The organism is Streptomyces sp. NPDC091287, assembly GCF_044768525.1.
GTDB lineage: Bacteria > Actinomycetota > Actinomycetes > Streptomycetales > Streptomycetaceae > Streptomyces.
This window is the reverse complement of the sequence record NZ_JBIVUV010000020.1, coordinates 118,066-134,849: the sequence shown is the minus strand read 5'-3', so window position 1 is coordinate 134,849 and position 16,784 is coordinate 118,066. Positions and strand designations below refer to the sequence as shown.

The following is a 16,784-nucleotide window of genomic DNA, read 5'->3' as shown; positions in this document are numbered from 1 at the left end:
GCCGAACCGCCGAGGAGATGGCCGACATGCCGCTGCTGGAGCCCGACCCGGAAGCCCTGCGCCCCGGAACCGCACGGGAACCCGCCCCCGACCGGGTCACCGACCGCAGCGCGGGCGGCACCCCGGAGCCGCTGCGCGGCGAGCTGACGGCCCTGCTCGGCGCGGACAAGGTGCTCTGGAAGATCTCCGACCTCGTGCGGTACGCCTCCGACGCCAGCCCCTACCGCTTCCTCCCCCGGGTCGTGCTGGTCCCCGAGGACCTCGACGACGTCTCCGCGATCCTGTCGTACGCCCACGGCAAGGGCCGTGACGTGGTCTTCCGGGCCGCGGGTACGAGCCTCAACGGCCAGGCACAGGGCGAGGACATCCTGGTCGACGTACGCCGCCACTGGACCGGCGTCGAGGTGCTGGACGACGGGGCGCGGGCCCGGATCGGGCCGGGGACGACGGTGATGCGTGCCAACATCGCCCTCGCCCGGTACGGCAGGCTGCTGGGCCCCGATCCGGCCAGCGCCATCGCCTGCACCGTCGGCGGGGTCGTCGCCAACAACGCCTCGGGCATGACCGCGGGCACCACCCGCAACAGCTATCGGACGCTCGCCTCGCTCACCTTCGTCCTGCCGAGCGGCACCGTCGTCGACACCGCCGATCCGGCCGCCGACGAGGAGCTGGCCCGCGCCGAACCGGAGCTGTGCGCGGGGCTGATGGAGCTGAAGGCGGAGATCGTGGCGGACGAGGAGCTGACCGCCCGCATCCGCGCCAAGTACACGATCAAGAACACCAACGGCTACCGCCTGGACGCCTTCCTCGACGGGGCGACGCCGGTGGAGATCCTGCGGGGGCTGATGGTCGGCTCCGAGGGCACGTTCGGCTTCATCTCCGAGGTCGTCTTCGACACCCTGCCGCTCGACCGGCGGATCTCCAGCGCCCTGCTGTTCTTCCCCTCCCTCACCGCCGCCGCGGCCGCCGTGCCCCGGTTCAACGAGGCGGGGGCCATCGCCGTGGAGCTGATGGACGGCAACACCCTGCGCGCCTCCGTCAGCGTGCCGGGCGTTCCGGCGGACTGGGCGGCGCTGCCCCGGGAGACGACCGCGCTGCTGGTGGAGTTCCGGGCGGACGACGAGCCGGGCCAGGAGGCGTTCGAGCGGGTGGCCGACGCCGTCGTCGCCGGTCTGGACCTGGTCGTCCCGGCCGTGTCGGTGACCAACGCCTTCACCCGGGAGGCCGGGATGATCGCCGGGTACTGGAAGGCCCGCAAGGCGTTCGTCACGGCGGTCGGGGGGTCCCGGCCCTCGGGCACCACCCTGATCACGGAGGACTTCGCGGTGCCCCCCGCCAGGCTGGCGGAAGCCTGCGAGGCGCTGCTGGAGCTCCAGTCGCGCCACGGTTTCGACGCCGCCGTGGCCGGTCACGCCGCGCACGGCAATCTGCACTTCCTGCTCGCGTTCGACGCGGCGAAGCCGGCCGACGTCGAGCGGTACGACGCTTTCATGCAGGAGTTCTGCGCGCTGGTGGTGGACCGCTTCGACGGATCGCTCAAGGCGGAGCACGCCACCGGACGCAATATCGCGCCCTTCCTTGAGCGGGAGTGGGGGCCGCGCGCCACCGAGCTGATGTGGCGGACCAAGCAGGTCATCGATCCCGCCGGGGTGCTCGCTCCCCGCATCGTCCTGGACCGGGATCCGCGGGCCCACCTGCGGGGTCTGAAGACCATTCCGAAGGTGGAGGCGGTCGCCGACCCGTGCATCGAGTGCGGCTTCTGCGAACCGACCTGTCCCAGCGAGGATCTGACGACCACTCCGCGCCAGCGGATCGTGCTGCGCCGGGAGATGATGCGCCAGGTGGACGGTTCACCGGTCGAGGCCGGTCTGCTGGACGCCTATGGGTACGACGCCGTGGACACCTGCGCCGGGGACTCCACCTGCAAGCTCGCCTGTCCGGTCGGCATCGACACCGGGGCGATGATGAAGGGCTTCCGGCACCGCAGGCACACGCCGCGCGAGGAGCGGATCGCCGCGCTCACCGCGAAGAACTTCCGTGTGGTGGAGGCCTCGGCGCGGCTGGCAGTGGCGGTGGCCGACGCGGTCGGCGACCGGGTGGGCGACGGTCCGCTCGGGGCCGTGACGCGGCTCGCCCGCAAGGCCGTCCGCCCCGATCTCGTACCGGAGTGGCTGCCCCAGATCCCGGGGGCGGCGGCCCGACGGCTGCCGCGTACCGACCGGGTCGGGGCGAGCGCGGTCTACTACCCGGCCTGCGTCAACCGCATCTTCGCCGGGCCGGACGGCCTCCCCGGCCTCTCCCTGGCCGAGGCGGTGGTCGCCGTGTCCGGGCGGGCCGGGAAGCCGGTGTGGATTCCCGAGGACGTCGCGGGGACGTGCTGCGCGACGATCTGGCACTCCAAGGGGTACGACGCGGGCAACAGGATCATGGCGAACCGCATCGTGGAGGCCGCCTGGGGCTGGACGGCGGGCGGGACGCTGCCGCTGGTCGTGGACGCGTCCTCGTGCACGCTCGGGATCGCCGAGGAGGTGGTGCCCTACCTCAGCGAGGACAACCGGGCGCTGCACCGTGAACTGACCGTTGTGGACTCGCTGGTGTGGGCGGCCGACGAGCTGCTGCCGGAGCTGACGGTGTTCCGCACCGCCGGGTCGGCTGTCGTGCATCCGACCTGTTCGATGGAACACCTGGGTGACGTGGGGCAGTTGCGCGCGCTGGCCGAGGCATGCGCGGACGAGGTCGTGGTGCCGGACGACGCGGGGTGCTGCGCGTTCGCGGGCGACCGGGGGATGCTGCACAAGGAGTTGACCGATTCGGCGACGGCCAAGGAGGCGGCCGAGGTGGGCCTCCGCGACTACGACGCCTATCTGTCGGCGAACCGAATGTGCGAGATCGGCATGGAACGAGCCACCGGGCAGCCCTATCGCTCAGCGCTGATCGAGTTGGAGCACGCCACCCGGCCGACCCTCCGCTGAGTATCCGACGTCGGTCGCCAACACCCCTCCCGACGTGCACATGTGAGCGTTTCCGGGCCCCGATTGGTTGCACCAGTCGGGGCTTCGGCGTGCCGTGAAGAAAGTCCATGGTTTGAGGACGAGAGTCCAAATACTTCTCTTGCGCACCATCAGCCTCACCCTCCAGGGTCCTTACCGAGACCCGGTCCCCGCGCTCGTCATCCGTGCGGGGGCCGGACGCGCTCGCGCACCGTCTGAACCCCCAACCCCACCTGGAGGCTCGATGAACGACGACGCCCGGCCCGCACCGGAACCGCAGGACATGCCCCCGCACAGCGGCGCGGCCGACGAGGCGGCGCGGCAGGATCCCAGCCGCCGTTCGGTGCTGTGGACCACGGCGGGTGTGGCCGGCGCCGGACTCGGCCTCGGCGCACTGGGTACGGGGAACGCGTCGGCGGCCGAGGCGACCGCCCCGCAAGCCCTCTCCGCCGCGGAAGCGGCCGCCGCCGCTCCCGCCCGGCAGGGCCGCACCATGGCGGGCGTCCGCTTCGAGGGGCGCTCCACGATCCGGGTCGGCATCGTGGGTCTCGGCAACCGGGGCGGCAGCATGATCGACCTGTTCCTCGCCGTGCCGGGTGTCCAGGTGAAGGCGGTCTGCGACCCGGTCCGGGACAAGGCGGAGAAGGCCGCGGCCAAGGTGACGGCCGCCGGTCAGCCCGCACCCACCGTCTACGCCAAGGGTGAGGACGACTACGAGAACCTCTGCAAGCGCGGGGACCTCGACTTCGTCTATGTGGCGACGCCCTGGGAACTCCACTTCCCGATGGCGAAGGCGGCGATGCTGAACGGGAAGCACGTCGGCGTGGAGTGCCCGATCGCCATGCGGCTGGAAGAGCTCTGGCAGTTGGTGGACCTCTCGGAGCGCACGCGGCGGCACTGCATGCAGCTGGAGAACTGTTGCTACGGCAAGAACGAGATGCGGGTGCTGCGCATGGCGCACGCGGGTCTCTTCGGCGATCTGCTGCACGGGGCGGGCGCCTACAACCACGATCTGCGCGAGCTGATGTTCGACCCCGACTACTACGAGGGCCCCTGGCGCCGGCTGTGGCACACCCGGCTGCGCGGTGACCTCTACCCCAACCACGGGTTCGGGCCGGTCGCCAACTACATGGACGTCAACCGGGGCGACCGGGCCGTGAGCATCACAAGCATCGGCACCCCGGCCCTGTCCCTCGCCGAGTACCGGAAGGAGCACATGCCGGCCGGCGACCCCAGCTGGAAGGAGTCGTACATCGGGGCCGACCGGACGATCAGCCTCGTACAGACGGCCAAGGGCCGGGTGATCCGGCTGGAGCACGATGTGTCGAGCCCGCACCCGTACTCGCGGATCAACAGCCTCGGCGGTACGCGGGGCGTGTTCGAGGACTACCCGGAGCGCGTCTACCTGGAGCCCACGAACACGAACCACCAGTGGGACGACTTCAAGAAGTACGCCGAGTGGGACCACTGGCTCTGGAAGGAGCACGCGAACCCGCCCGGCGGGCACGGCGGCATGGACTACATGATGGTCTTCCGGCTCATGCAGTGCATGCGGCTCGGCCTGGTCCCCGACTTCGACGTGTACGACGCGGCGGTCTGGACGGCCCCCGTGCCGCTGAGCCATCTCTCCATCAAGGCCAAGGGCGCGCCGCTGCCGATCCCGGACTTCACCCGGGGCGAGTGGAAGAAGGCCCGGTCCGGCGTGGACTCCGAGAAGCCCGCGGAGTGACGTCCCCGGGGTCCCGGGCCGCGTGGGCCCGGGACCCCGCAGGGCTGCGGTGAGGGCCGGAAAACCGGTTGCCCCGGACCGGGACGAACAGGGAACCTTGCACGTCACCCCGTTCTTCGAGGTCCCGTCGGGATCTCCGTTTCACAAGCCCTGGGACGTCATGCAGATTCGCGACCTTCCGTATTCGGATCCCGGCGACCCCGATGTCCGTTCAGGCCCTCGGTTCCTCTACTGGCTCGGGCGCAACCAGCTCGCGGGCCAGCTGAAGGCCCTCTCCTGGGGGCTGCTGCACCAGCTGGGCATCGCCGGTCTCCCGGTCACCGTGGGACTCGCCGTCCAGGCCGTCATCGACCGCTCCGGGGGGCGGCTCGCCCTGGCCGGCGGCCTCATCGTCGCCCTCGGCGTCCTGATCGCCGTCGGCGACACCATGCTCCACCGGACCGCCGTGACCAACTGGATCACCGCCGCCGCCCGGGTCCAGCAGCTGCTCGCCCGTAAGACCGCCGAGCTGGGCTCGGCGCTGACACGGCGGGTCGCGGCCGGTGAGGTCGTCGCCGTCTCGACCGGCGACGTGGAGAAGATCGGCTGGTTCGTCGAGGCACTCTCCCGCTTCGCGGCCGCCGCCACCGCCCTCGTGCTGATCTGTGTGGGGCTGGCGTTCTACCTCCCGTCCCTCGGTCTGATGGTGGCGCTCGCGATGCCGGTGCTCGCCCTGGCCGTGCTGCCGTTGCTGCCGCGCGCCACCCGGCGCGCCGACGAGCAGCGCGAGAAGGCGGGCAAGGCCACCGAGCTGGCCTCGGACACGGTCGCCGGACTGCGCGTGCTGCGCGGTATCGGCGGCGAGGAGCTGTTCCTGGGCCGCTACCGCCGCGCCTCCCAGGAGGTCCGCCGGGCGGCGGTGCGCTCGGCCCGGATGTGGGCGCTGATCTCGGCGGTGCAGGTGCTGCTGCCCGGGATCCTGCTGATCTCCCTGGTCTGGTACGGGGCGACGCTGGCCCGGGACGGCCGCATCGACGTCGGCCAGCTGGTCACCGTGTACAGCGCGGCCACCCTGATGCTGTTCCCCCTGCGGCACTTCGAGGAGATCGCGATGGCGTACTCCTTCTCACGGCCGTCCGCCCAGCGTGCGGTGCGCGTGCTGTCGCTGCGCCGCAGTGCGCGGGAGGCCACCGTCGAGGGTGTGACGCCCTCCGGTGATCTGTACGACCCGTCGACCGGACTGATGGCCCCCCGGGGGCAGTTCACCGCCGTCGTCTGCGGCGACCCGGACGAGGCCGGCCGGCTGGCCGAACGGCTCGGCGGGCACGCGGAGACCGGCGAGGAGGACGGGGCTGCTTCGGCGGGGACTCCGTCGGTGCTGCTCGGCGCGGTCGCCCTGGACGAGATCCCGCTGGACGCGGCACGGGCCGCGGTGCTGGTCCAGGACAAGGACCCGGTGCTGCTGTCCGGCACGCTCCAGGAGCTGCTGGACATCCCGGCCTCGGGCCTGGTCACCGCCGAGGCGGCGTTGGAGGCGGCGCAGTGCGGTGATGTGCTGAGCGCCCTGGCACAGGCCTCCCCCGACAACGACGGGGACCCGATGCGGACCCGGATCACCGAGCGCGGCCGGTCCCTGTCCGGCGGTCAGCGCCAGCGCCTCGCGCTGGCCCGGTCGCTGGTCACCGACCCGGAGGCGCTGGTGCTGGACGAGCCGACCTCCGCGGTCGACTCGCACACCGAGGCGCGGGTCGCCGCCGGGATCGCGAAGCTGCGCCGGGGCCGTACGACGGTGGCGTTCGCCTCGTCCCCGCTGCTGCTCGACGCCGCCGACCGGGTGGTGCTCGTCCACGAGGGCACGGTGATCGCCGTGGGAACCCACCGCGACCTGCTGCGCACCGAACCCCGCTACCGGGCGGTCGTCACCCGGGAGACCGACGACGAGGCGGCCGCCACGAGCGCGCCGAACGGCGTCGGCGAAGTCCCCGCCATGAAGAGCATCCAGGAAATCGAGGAGAGGGCATGATCGGCGTCGCACCCCCGGCGTACGACCCCGCGGCCCCGGAGTCGGCGACGACGCTGCCCGTGGGCACGCCGACGACCGTGCGGAGTTACGTAGGGAGTCTGCTGCGCCGGCACCGCAGGGCGTTCGCCGTCCTGATCACGGTCAACGCGGTGGCGGTGATCGCCTCGATCACCGGGCCGTATCTGCTGGGCGGGCTGGTGGAGGACCTGTCCAATGGCGTCACCGACCTGCATCTGGAGCGCACCGCCGCGATCTTCGCGGTCGCGCTGGTCATCCAGACCCTGTTCACCCGCAGCATGCGGCTGCGCGGGGCGATGCTGGGCGAGGAGATGCTCGCCGATCTGCGTGAGGACTTCCTCGTACGGTCCGTCGGGCTGCCGCCCGGGGTCCTGGAGCGGGCCGGGACGGGCGATCTGCTGTCCCGGATCACCACGGACATCGACCGGCTGGCGAACGCGATGCGCGAGGCCGTGCCGCAGCTGGCGATCGGAGTCGTCTGGGCCGGTCTGCTGATCGGCGCGATGGCGGTGACCGCTCCCCCGCTGGCGCTGGCCGTGCTGGTCGCGCTGCCGGTGCTGATCGTGGGTTGCCGCTGGTACTTCCGCCGCGCCCCCTCGGCGTACCGCTCGGAGGCCGCCGGTTACGCGGCGGTCGCCGCGATGCTCGCGGAGACCGTCGACGCCGGGCGGACCGTGGAGGCGCACCGCCTCGGCGACCGCCGGGTGGCGCTGTCGGACCGGCGGATCACGGAGTGGACGGCCTGGGAGCGGTACACGCTGTTCCTGCGTTCGGTGCTGTTCCCCGTCATCAACGCGACGTACGTGACGATCCTGGGCGCGGTGCTGCTGCTCGGCGGCTGGTTCGTGCTGGAGGGCTGGATCACGGTCGGGCAGCTGACGACGGGAGCGCTGCTGTCCCAGATGATGGTCGACCCGATCGGTCTGATCCTGCGCTGGTACGACGAGCTCCAGGTGGCCCAGGTGTCGCTGGCCCGGCTCGTCGGCGTCCGGGAGATCGAGCCGGACGCGGGCGACGCCGGAGTCGGTCCGGACGGCCGGGACGTGCGGGCGGACGACGTCCGCTTCGGGTACCGGGAGGGCGTCGACGTGCTGCACAAGGTGTCGCTCGACGTGGCTCCGGGCACCCGGATCGCCCTGGTAGGCCCCTCCGGCGCGGGCAAGTCCACGCTGGGCCGGCTGCTGGCGGGGATCTACGCGCCGCGCACCGGTGAGGTGACGCTCGGCGGGGCGGAGCTGTCGCGGATGACGGCGGAGCGGGTCCGCGAGCATGTGGCCCTGGTCAACCAGGAGCACCACGTCTTCGTCGGCTCGCTCCGGGACAACCTCCTGCTGGCCCGCGACGGGGCGAAGGACGCGGAGCTGTGGGCGTCGCTGGCCGCGGTCGACGCGGACGGCTGGGCGAAGGCCCTGGAGGAGGGGCTGGACACCGAGGTCGGCTCGGGCGGGTTCGCGCTGACCCCGGCGCAGGCCCAGCAGATCGCGCTGGCCCGGCTTGTGCTGGCCGATCCGCACACGCTGGTGCTGGACGAGGCGACCTCGCTGCTGGATCCGCGGGCCGCCCGCCATCTGGAGCGTTCGCTGGCCCGGGTCCTGGAGGGCCGCACGGTGGTGGCGATCGCGCACCGGCTGCACACCGCGCACGACGCGGATGTGATCGCGGTCGTGGAGGACGGCCGGATCAGTGAGCTGGGCAGCCACGACGAGCTGGTGGCGGCGGACGGCGCGTACGCGTCCCTGTGGCGGTCCTGGCACGGGTGAGCCGCCCGGCGGACGGCCCGGGGATCACCGGGCCGTCCGCGTGCGGTCGGGCTGGAGGAGCTGGTCGACGGGCGCGTGGTCGTCGGTGAGGACCCGGGCGTTCCCGGTCCAGGTGGCGAGGTCGTCGCCGGTGCTGATCTTCCAGCCGACGTTCCGGGCGTCCAGGGCTTCCTGGATCGCGGGGGCGTCGACCGGCCGGCCGGAGGCGACCACCACCAGATTGCCGCCGATGGTGGACGCGGTCGGGTCCAGCCCGATGTCCGCGGGCTTCCCGAGGAGGGCGACGTGCTCGAAGGTCGCGGCGAGGGTGGCGACCTCGGCGCGGGCGAAGGCCAGCTCGCCGTGGTCGATGAGGTTGGCGACGTACAGGCCGTCCTCGTCGAGCGCCCGGCGGACGTCTCCCAGCGCCTGCGACGTCGTGAGGTGCCACGGCACACTGACGCCCCCGAAGGCGTCGCCCACGACCAGGTCGTGGCTGCCCGCCTCCAGCCTGCGCAGGCCAAGTCGGCCGTCCTCCACGCGTACGTCGATCCCGGTGGCGGTCGACGGCCCCAGGCCGAACCGGTCGCGGTCGATGCGCACGACTCCGCCGTCGATCTCGGAGACGGTGCTGCGCGTCCCGGGGCGTGAGGCCGCGAGGTAGCGGGGGAAGGTGAGGCCGCCGCCCCCGATGTGGTGGGCGGTCAGCGGCTCGCCCCGGGGGAAGGCGGTGTCGGCCACCGACGCGATGGCGCGCACGTACGCGAACTTCAGGTGCGTCGGGTCCTCGACGTCGACGTAGGAGTGGCTCAGGCCGTCGAGGACGAGGGTGCGGCCGCTGTCCCGGTCGGGGTCCGTGACGACCTGTGCGCAGTGGTACCGGGTCTCCGCGTCACAGCCGCCGGGGGCGAACGCGGTGGCGAGGGAGCCCACGACGACGGTGGCGAGCGCGACGGCCGCGGCGCGCCGCCAGCGGCGGGCCCGCCATCCGACGAGTGCGGCGCCGAGCACGAGCAGCGTGCCGAGGCCGATCAGGATGGAGCTGACGGGCAGTCGCGAGACCAGGACGAATCCGGTGAGGACGGTGCCGACGATGGCGCCGAAGGTGCCCACGCCCGACAGCCGCCCGACGACCGTTCCCGTCTCGGCGAGGCTGGTGAGCCGCAGCTTCGTCACGAACGGGGTCACCGCGGAGAGCAGTGCGCCGGGCACCAGGAGGGTCGCCGACGCGACCAGCAGGAGCAGCGCCGGCGACCACTGGGCGGTGGTACGCATCAGGAGCGGGGTGAGCGCGACGACCACGCCCGACACCCCGAGCGCCGGGGCGATGAGCCGGAGCGGGTCGACCTGGTCGGCGACGCGCCCGCCCAGCCAGGAGCCCAGCGCGATGGCGGTGAGCGCGATGCCGATCACCATCGTGCTGGTTTCCAGGGTGAGGCCGAGGTACGGGGCCAGCAGCCGCAGGGCGACGATCTCGACCACCAGGACCGCGGCCGATGATCCGAACACGAGGACCGCGGCGGCGCGGGGGCCCAGGCCACGATCGCGGGGCGGGGCGTCCGCCGAAGGGGAGTCGTCGGCCACGGGAGAGGGGGGCGAGGTGGTCACCGCAGCATCCTCGCACGGGGCCGGCTGCCGAACTCCCCACGCTCCGGGGGGAGGAGGGGGCGGTGGTACGCGCCCCTCGGTCCATCTGCCGCGGGTGCTGTGGGCCGCTCCACCCCTGTGGCGGGCCCCCGTTCACCCCTGCCAGGAGGCGGTCGGCGGAGCATCCGGTGAGGATGAGGGGTGAATCACCCGGTAAACGGGGCAGGCGAGCGCAGAACCACGCAAGCCCGAGAAGGGACGCAGACCGTGGCACCACCCAGGATTCTCGTCGTCGGCGCCGGCTTCGCAGGCGTCGAGTGCGTACGCCGCCTGGAGCGCAGGCTCGCTCCGGGAGAGGCCCAGATCACGCTCGTCACACCGTTCTCCTACCAGCTGTATCTGCCACTGCTCCCCCAGGTGGCCTCCGGGGTGCTCACACCGCAGTCCGTCGCGGTGTCGCTGCGCCGCAGCCGCCGCCACCGGACCCGGATCGTGCCGGGTGGGGCGATCGGCGTGGACACGCAGGCGAAGGTCTGTGTGATCCGGAAGATCACGGACGAGATCGTCAACGAGCCGTACGACTACATCGTGCTGGCGGCGGGCAGCGTCACCCGGACCTTCGACATCCCGGGGCTGCTGGACAACGCCCGAGGGATGAAGACGCTGGCCGAGGCCGCGTACGTCCGGGACCACGTCATCGCCCAGCTGGATCTGGCGGACGCCAGTCATGACGAGGCGGAGCGGGCTTCCCGACTCCAGTTCGTGGTGGTCGGCGGCGGTTACGCGGGCACCGAGACGGCCGCCTGCCTCCAGCGTCTGACCACCAGCGCGGTCCGGCACTATCCGCGGCTGGACGCGCGGCTGATCAAGTGGCATCTGATCGACATCGCGCCCAAGCTGATGCCGGAGCTGGGCGACAAGCTGGGGCAGGCCGCCCTGGAGGTGCTCCGCAAGCGGAACATCGAGGTGTCGCTCGGGGTCTCGATCGCCAAGGCGGGACCGGAGGAGGTCACGTTCACCGACGGCCGGGTGCTGCCCTGCCGGACCCTGATCTGGACCGCCGGAGTGGCCGCCAGCCCGCTGATCGCCACGCTCGGCGCGGAGACCGTACGCGGTCGGCTCGCGGTGACCCCGCAGCTGAATCTGCCGGGCTCGGACGGGGTGTTCTCGCTCGGCGACGCGGCCGCGGTGCCGGACCTGGCGAAGGGCGACGGGGCGGTCTGCCCGCCGACGGCCCAGCACGCGATGCGCCAGGGCAAGGTGCTGGCGGACAATCTGATCGCCTCGCTGCGCCATCAGCCGCTCCGGGACTACGTGCACAAGGATCTGGGGCTCGTCGTGGACCTCGGCGGCAAGGACGCCGTGTCCAAGCCGCTGGGCATCGAGCTGCGTGGGCTGCCCGCGCAGGCGGTGGCGCGCGGCTATCACTGGTCGGCGCTGCGGACGAACGTCGCCAAGACCCGGGTGATGACGAACTGGATGCTGAACGCGGTCGCCGGTGACGACTTCGTACGGACCGGGTTCCAGTCCCGCAAGCCGGCGACGCTGCGGGACTTCGAGTACACGGACGCCTATCTGACGCCGGAGCAGATCAAGGAGCACACGGCGGCGACGGTCATCAAGCACTGAGCGGCCGGTCTCCGTGTGAGCGCGTCCCGGGTTCCCCGGGGCGCGCTCACGGCTGCCGGGACAGGACCGTCTCCACGGTGTCCGCCTCCTGTGCGGTCTTGTCCTCCCGGTAGCGCAGGACGCGGGCGAACCGGAGGGTGACCCCGGCGGGGTAGCGGGTGGAGCGCTGGAGTCCGTCGTAGGCGATCTCCACAACGAGTTCCGGGCGTACGGTGACGACATGGCCGTCGTCGTCGGTCGCCAGCTCCCCCAGCCGCTCGGTCTGCCAGTCCAGCAGGGCGTCCGTGAGCCCCTTGAAGGTCTTGCCGAGCATCGCGAACGTACCGTCGGGCCGGCGGGCGCCCAGGTGCAGGTTGGAGAGCTTGCCGGTGCGCCGGCCGCTGCCCCGCTCGACGGCCAGGACCACCAGGTCCAGGGTGTGCACCGGCTTCACCTTCAGCCAGGACGCGCCCCGGCGGCCCGCGCTGTAGACGGCGGCCAGGTCCTTGACGACGACTCCCTCGTGACCGCGCTCCAGGGTGTCGGCGAGGAACGCGTCGGCCGCCGCGCGGGCCTCGGGGCCGTCCGGATCGGTGACGAGGGTGCGCCGGACCCGCAGGCTCTCGGGGAGCAGCCGGGCCAGAGCCGCGTGGCGGTCGGCGAAGGGCCGGTCGAGCAGGTCCTCGTCACCCACGAGAAGGGCGTCGAAGAAGACGGGGACGACGGGCACGTGCGCAGCGGCTCCGGCGACGTCCCGCCGTGAGCCCACCCGGGAGGCGGTCTCCTGGAACGGCCGGGGCCTGCCGTCCTCCCCCAGGGCGATCAGCTCGCCGTCGAGGACGAAGCGGCGCGCGTCGAGCGCGGCGACGGCGGTGACCAGTTCGGGCAGCCGGTCGGTGATGTCGTCGAGGGTCCGGGTGTAGGCGCGGATCCGGTCGCCGTCCCTGTGGACCTGCACCCGGATTCCGTCGAGCTTCTCCTCGACCGCGCACGGGCCCAGCTCGTGGAGGGCCTCGCCCACCGAGGCGGCGCTGCGCGCGAGCATCGGCTGGACGGGCCGCCCGACGGTGAGGCGGAAGCCGGCGAGCGCTCCGGGTCCGTCGGCGAGGAGGACCTTGGCGACCTCCTGGAGGGACCCGGCGAGCATCACGGCGCGCCGGACGTCGGCAGGCGGTGCTCCGGCGGCGTGGGCCAGGGCGTCGGCGGCGACGGCGTCCAGGGCCCCCTGGCGTACCTCGCCGGTGAGCAGGGCCCGCAGGAAGCGCTGCTCGTCGGCGGTGGCGGCGGCGAACAGGGCGCGCAGGCGCTCGCGGCGCAGGGCCTGGGATCCCGGCCCCGAGGTGGCGGCGAGGGCGGTCAGCTCGGCGTCGACGCCGGTGACGGTGAGGGTGGGCTCGGAGGCCGGTTCCACCGGGTCCCCCAGGCTCCGCCAGCCGACGCCGATGCGGCCCTGGGGCAGCCGTCCGGCGAGGTACGGGATGACGACGGGGACGTCCTCGGGTCCGGCGTCCCGGAAGAGGCCGGAGAGGAGCGCCGTCTTGCGGGACCGGGCGGAGGTGGCGGCGACCTCCAGGGACACCTGGGCGAGCTCGGCGAGCAGCATGGTGCCATCGTGCTACGGGGCGGAGCGCGTCGCCCACCCGCGCGAGCGGCGACCGGTCATATGAAGTTGAGGGCGGCCGCCCCGCCCACTCCCCCGAGCACCATGAACGCGGGCATCAGCACCTTGATCTCCACCCAGCTGCCGGCCCGGAACCGCATGAACTTCGGAGGGCCGAGCGGGTACCAGCGCTTTCCGGCGATCGGGAGCGGCCAGAGGATCGGGCACCCCGAGACGGTCAGCGCGTCCCCGATGTCGTGGACCAGGGCGCCGAGCACGATGGGCAGGCCGAGCCACATGTACTCCTGGCCGGGGGCGTCGAAGAGCCAGCCGGCCCCGTTGCCCGGCTGGTCCAGGACGCCGGCGAGGATCCAGGCGCTGGTGGCGCCGAGCAGCCAGACGAGGACGTCGCTGGAGACCCGGGCGGCCCGCCAGAGCAGGCCCTCGACGGCGAGCACCAGGTGGACGAAGAGGATCGCGAGGACCGCCCAGCGCCCGCCGGTGATCGCGGCGAAGGAGCAGCCGGCGCCCATCAGGACGGCGAAGAACCAGGTGTGGGTGAGGGTGCGGTGGCCGCCGGTGCGGCGGGGGTCGGACTTGCTCTTGGTGGCCTTGTAGACGGCGTACGAGAGCTTGTCGGCTATCTCGCAGAGCCCCTTGGAGAGCGGGCCGAAAGCGCGCGAGATGGTCGCGGACTTGTGGTCGAGGTCGGGGGCGAGCGCGGCTCCCGCACAGATCAGCGCCCCGACGACGAGGACGGGCCAGGGCATCGTGTGGCCTGCGGCGGCGGCCGCCGCGCCCACCCCCAGCCAGGCCGCTGCCCCTGACAGAGAGTGTGCCGGTCCCATCATGGTCTTTTCCCGCCCCAAGCGCTTCGTACGCCCATCACCGGTACGGCGCGGGCAGGTTGAGACCGCAGCGTATCGTCCGTGATCTTCGTGCCGTCCGCCGGTTCCCTCATCCGGGCCGAAGACAGGCAAGATGGGGGCGTGACCCTCATCGACCAGCTGCCTAAGACACCCGACCCGGACGCCCTCTTCGAGGCCTTCTCGTCATGGACCGAGACCCAGGGCATCACCCTTTATCCGGCTCAGGAGGAGGCGCTGATCGAGGTGGTCTCCGGGGCGAACGTGATCCTTTCCACCCCGACCGGCTCCGGGAAGAGCCTGGTGGCGGCGGCCGCGCACTTCACGGCGCTGGCGCAGGACAAGGTCACCTTCTACACGGCGCCGATCAAGGCGCTGGTGTCGGAGAAGTTCTTCGACCTGTGCAAGCTCTTCGGCACCGAGAACGTCGGCATGCTCACCGGCGACGCCTCGGTCAACGCGGACGCCCCGGTGATCTGCTGTACGGCAGAGGTGCTGGCCTCCATCGCGCTGCGCGACGGCAAGTACGCCGACATCGGCCAGGTCGTGATGGACGAGTTCCACTTCTACGCCGAGCCGGACCGGGGCTGGGCGTGGCAGATCCCGCTGCTGGAGCTTCCGCAGGCCCAGTTCGTGCTGATGTCGGCGACGCTCGGCGACGTCGCGATGTTCGAGAAGGACCTGACCCGGCGTACCGGCCGGCCCACCTCCGTGGTGCGCTCCGCGACCCGTCCGGTGCCGCTCAGCTACGAATACCGCTTCACGCCGATCACCGAGACGCTGACCGAGCTGCTGGACACCCGGCAGTCGCCGGTCTACATCGTGCACTTCACGCAGGCGGCGGCCGTCGAGCGGGCGCAGTCGCTGATGAGCATCAACATGTGCACGAAGGAGGAGAAGGAGAAGATCGCCGACATGATCGGCGGCTTCCGCTTCACCACCAAGTTCGGCCAGAACCTCTCCCGTTACGTACGCCACGGCATCGGGGTGCACCACGCGGGGATGCTGCCCAAGTACCGCCGCCTGGTGGAGAAGCTGGCCCAGGCGGGTCTGCTGAAGGTGATCTGCGGGACGGACACGCTCGGCGTCGGCGTCAACGTGCCCATCCGCACGGTGCTGTTCACGGCGCTCACCAAGTACGACGGCACCCGGGTGCGGACCCTGCGCGCGCGGGAGTTCCACCAGATCGCGGGCCGGGCCGGGCGGGCCGGTTTCGACACGGCCGGCTTCGTCGTGGCGCAGGCCCCCGAGCACGTCATCGAGAACGAGAAGAACGTCAAGAAGGCGGGCGACGACCCGAAGAAGAAGCGCAAGGTGGTGCGCAAGAAGGCCCCGGAGGGCTTCGTCGCCTGGTCGGAGACCACCTTCGACAAGCTGATCACCTCCGATCCCGAGCCGCTGAGCTCCCGCTTCCGGGTCACCCACACCATGCTGCTCGCGGTCATCGCCCGGCCGGGCAACGCGTTCGAGGCGATGCGGCATCTGCTGGAGGACAACCACGAGCCGCGCCGGGCGCAGCTGCGGCACATCCGGCGGGCCATCGCCATCTACCGCTCGCTGCTGGACGGCGGGGTGGTGGAGCGGTTGGAGACGCCGGACGCCGAGGGCCGGATCGTCCGTCTGACGGTCGATCTCCAGCAGGACTTCGCGCTGAACCAGCCGCTCTCCACGTTCGCGCTGGCCGCGTTCGACCTGCTGGACGCCGAATCCCCCTCGTACGCGCTGGACATGGTCTCGGTCGTCGAGTCGACGCTGGACGATCCCCGGCAGATCCTGGCCGCCCAGCAGAACAAGGCGCGCGGCGAGGCCGTGGGGCAGATGAAGGCGGACGGGGTCGAGTACGAGGAGCGGATGGAGCGGCTCCAGGAGGTCACGTACCCGAAGCCGCTGAGCGAGCTGCTGTGGCACGCCTACGACGTGTACCGCACGAGCCACCCGTGGGTGAACGACCACCCGGTGTCGCCGAAGTCGGTGATCCGGGACATGTACGAACGCGCCATGACCTTCACGGAGTTCACCTCGCACTACGAGCTGGCCCGGACCGAGGGCATCGTGCTGCGGTATCTGGCGAGCGCGTACAAGGCGCTGGAGCACACGATCCCGGACGACGTGAAGTCGGAGGACCTCCAGGACCTGATCTCCTGGCTCGGCGAGATGGTCCGTCAGGTGGACTCCAGCCTGCTGGACGAGTGGGAGCAGTTGGCCAACCCCGAGGTGGAGACCGCCGAGCAGGCGCAGGAGAAGGCGGACGAGGTCAAGCCGGTCACGGCCAACACCCGCGCCTTCCGGGTGCTGGTGCGCAACGCGATGTTCCGCCGGGTGGAGCTGGCCGCGCTGGACCGGGTCCGGGACCTGGGCGAGCTGGACGGCGACGCCGGGTGGGACGAGGACGCCTGGGGCGAGGCGATGGACGCGTACTGGGACGCGCACGAGGAGATCGGGACCGGTCCGGACGCGCGCGGTCCGAAGCTGCTGAAGATCGAGGAGGACCCGGCGCACGGACTGTGGCGGGTCTGGCAGGCGTTCGCCGACCCGGCGGACGATCACGACTGGGGCATCAAGGCCGAGGTGGATCTCGCGGCGTCCGACGAGGAGGGCCGGGCGGTCGTCCGGGTCACCGAGGTCGGCCAGCTGTGAGGAGCCCT

General features: G+C 72.0%; 9 protein-coding genes. 6 read left to right on the top strand and 3 right to left on the bottom strand.

The genetic code is table 11. The features are described 5' to 3' along the window. Positions 1 to 26: 26 nt before the first annotated feature. From ACIQRW_RS30395 to ACIQRW_RS30380, 4 genes are all read left to right on the top strand, one after another. Positions 27 to 2,972 carry an FAD-binding and (Fe-S)-binding domain-containing protein gene (locus tag ACIQRW_RS30395; protein ID WP_403766322.1) on the top strand — a complete coding sequence of 982 codons (2,946 nt, stop codon included), beginning with the start codon at positions 27 to 29 and terminating at the stop codon, positions 2,970 to 2,972. A gap of 262 nt (positions 2,973 to 3,234) precedes the next feature. Then, positions 3,235 to 4,719, top strand: a complete 1,485-nt coding sequence (locus ACIQRW_RS30390; RefSeq protein WP_403766196.1) for a Gfo/Idh/MocA family protein — start codon at positions 3,235 to 3,237, stop codon at positions 4,717 to 4,719. A 160-nt stretch (positions 4,720 to 4,879) separates the two neighbouring features. Further along, positions 4,880 to 6,721: an ABC transporter transmembrane domain-containing protein gene (locus ACIQRW_RS30385; RefSeq protein WP_403766194.1), complete on the top strand. Its 1,842-nt coding sequence runs from the start codon at positions 4,880 to 4,882 to the stop codon at positions 6,719 to 6,721. After that, positions 6,718 to 8,499 (top strand): ABC transporter ATP-binding protein, encoded by a 1,782-nt coding sequence (locus ACIQRW_RS30380; RefSeq protein ID WP_403766191.1) that lies wholly within the window; start codon positions 6,718 to 6,720, stop codon positions 8,497 to 8,499. The genes ACIQRW_RS30385 and ACIQRW_RS30380 overlap by 4 nt, the downstream gene beginning before the upstream one ends. Positions 8,500 to 8,523: 24 nt before the next feature. Here the strand turns inward: ACIQRW_RS30380 and ACIQRW_RS30375 are convergent, their stop codons facing one another. Further along, positions 8,524 to 10,086, bottom strand: a complete 1,563-nt coding sequence (locus ACIQRW_RS30375; RefSeq protein ID WP_403766188.1) for a fused MFS/spermidine synthase — start codon at positions 10,084 to 10,086, stop codon at positions 8,524 to 8,526. A gap of 246 nt (positions 10,087 to 10,332) precedes the next feature. Here ACIQRW_RS30375 and ACIQRW_RS30370 point away from each other — a divergent pair, with 246 nt between their 5' ends. Next, entirely contained in the window at positions 10,333 to 11,694 is a 1,362-nt protein-coding gene (locus ACIQRW_RS30370) for an NAD(P)/FAD-dependent oxidoreductase (RefSeq protein WP_403766185.1), read from the top strand. Between the two features lie 46 nt (positions 11,695 to 11,740). Here the strand turns inward: ACIQRW_RS30370 and ACIQRW_RS30365 are convergent, their stop codons facing one another. Then, the gene (locus tag ACIQRW_RS30365; protein ID WP_403766182.1) at positions 11,741 to 13,276 is read right to left on the bottom strand and encodes an ATP-dependent DNA ligase; all 1,536 of its coding nucleotides are present in this window, start codon (positions 13,274 to 13,276) and stop codon (positions 11,741 to 11,743) included. Positions 13,277 to 13,332: 56 nt separating this feature from the next. Beyond that, the gene (locus ACIQRW_RS30360) at positions 13,333 to 14,124 is read right to left on the bottom strand and encodes a metal-dependent hydrolase (protein WP_403766180.1); all 792 of its coding nucleotides are present in this window, start codon (positions 14,122 to 14,124) and stop codon (positions 13,333 to 13,335) included. 138 nt (positions 14,125 to 14,262) lie between these two features. Between ACIQRW_RS30360 and ACIQRW_RS30355 the strand changes: the two genes are divergently transcribed. Further along, complete coding sequence (locus ACIQRW_RS30355; protein WP_403766177.1) at positions 14,263 to 16,776, top strand: DEAD/DEAH box helicase; 2,514 nt, start codon at positions 14,263 to 14,265, stop codon at positions 16,774 to 16,776. The last annotated feature ends 8 nt before the right edge of the window (positions 16,777 to 16,784 follow it).

What these genes read in the sequence shown, in the direction of transcription:
- ACIQRW_RS30360 (WP_403766180.1), bottom strand. Translation starts at nt 14,124, where the DNA reads ATGATGGGACCGGCACACTCTCTGTCAGGGGCAGCGGCCTGGCTGGGG.
- ACIQRW_RS30395 (WP_403766322.1), top strand. Translation starts at nt 27, where the DNA reads ATGCCGCTGCTGGAGCCCGACCCGGAAGCCCTGCGCCCCGGAACCGCA.
- ACIQRW_RS30365 (WP_403766182.1), bottom strand. Translation starts at nt 13,276, where the DNA reads ATGCTGCTCGCCGAGCTCGCCCAGGTGTCCCTGGAGGTCGCCGCCACC.
- ACIQRW_RS30385 (WP_403766194.1), top strand. Translation starts at nt 4,880, where the DNA reads ATGCAGATTCGCGACCTTCCGTATTCGGATCCCGGCGACCCCGATGTC.
- ACIQRW_RS30390 (WP_403766196.1), top strand. Translation starts at nt 3,235, where the DNA reads ATGAACGACGACGCCCGGCCCGCACCGGAACCGCAGGACATGCCCCCG.
- ACIQRW_RS30380 (WP_403766191.1), top strand. Translation starts at nt 6,718, where the DNA reads ATGATCGGCGTCGCACCCCCGGCGTACGACCCCGCGGCCCCGGAGTCG.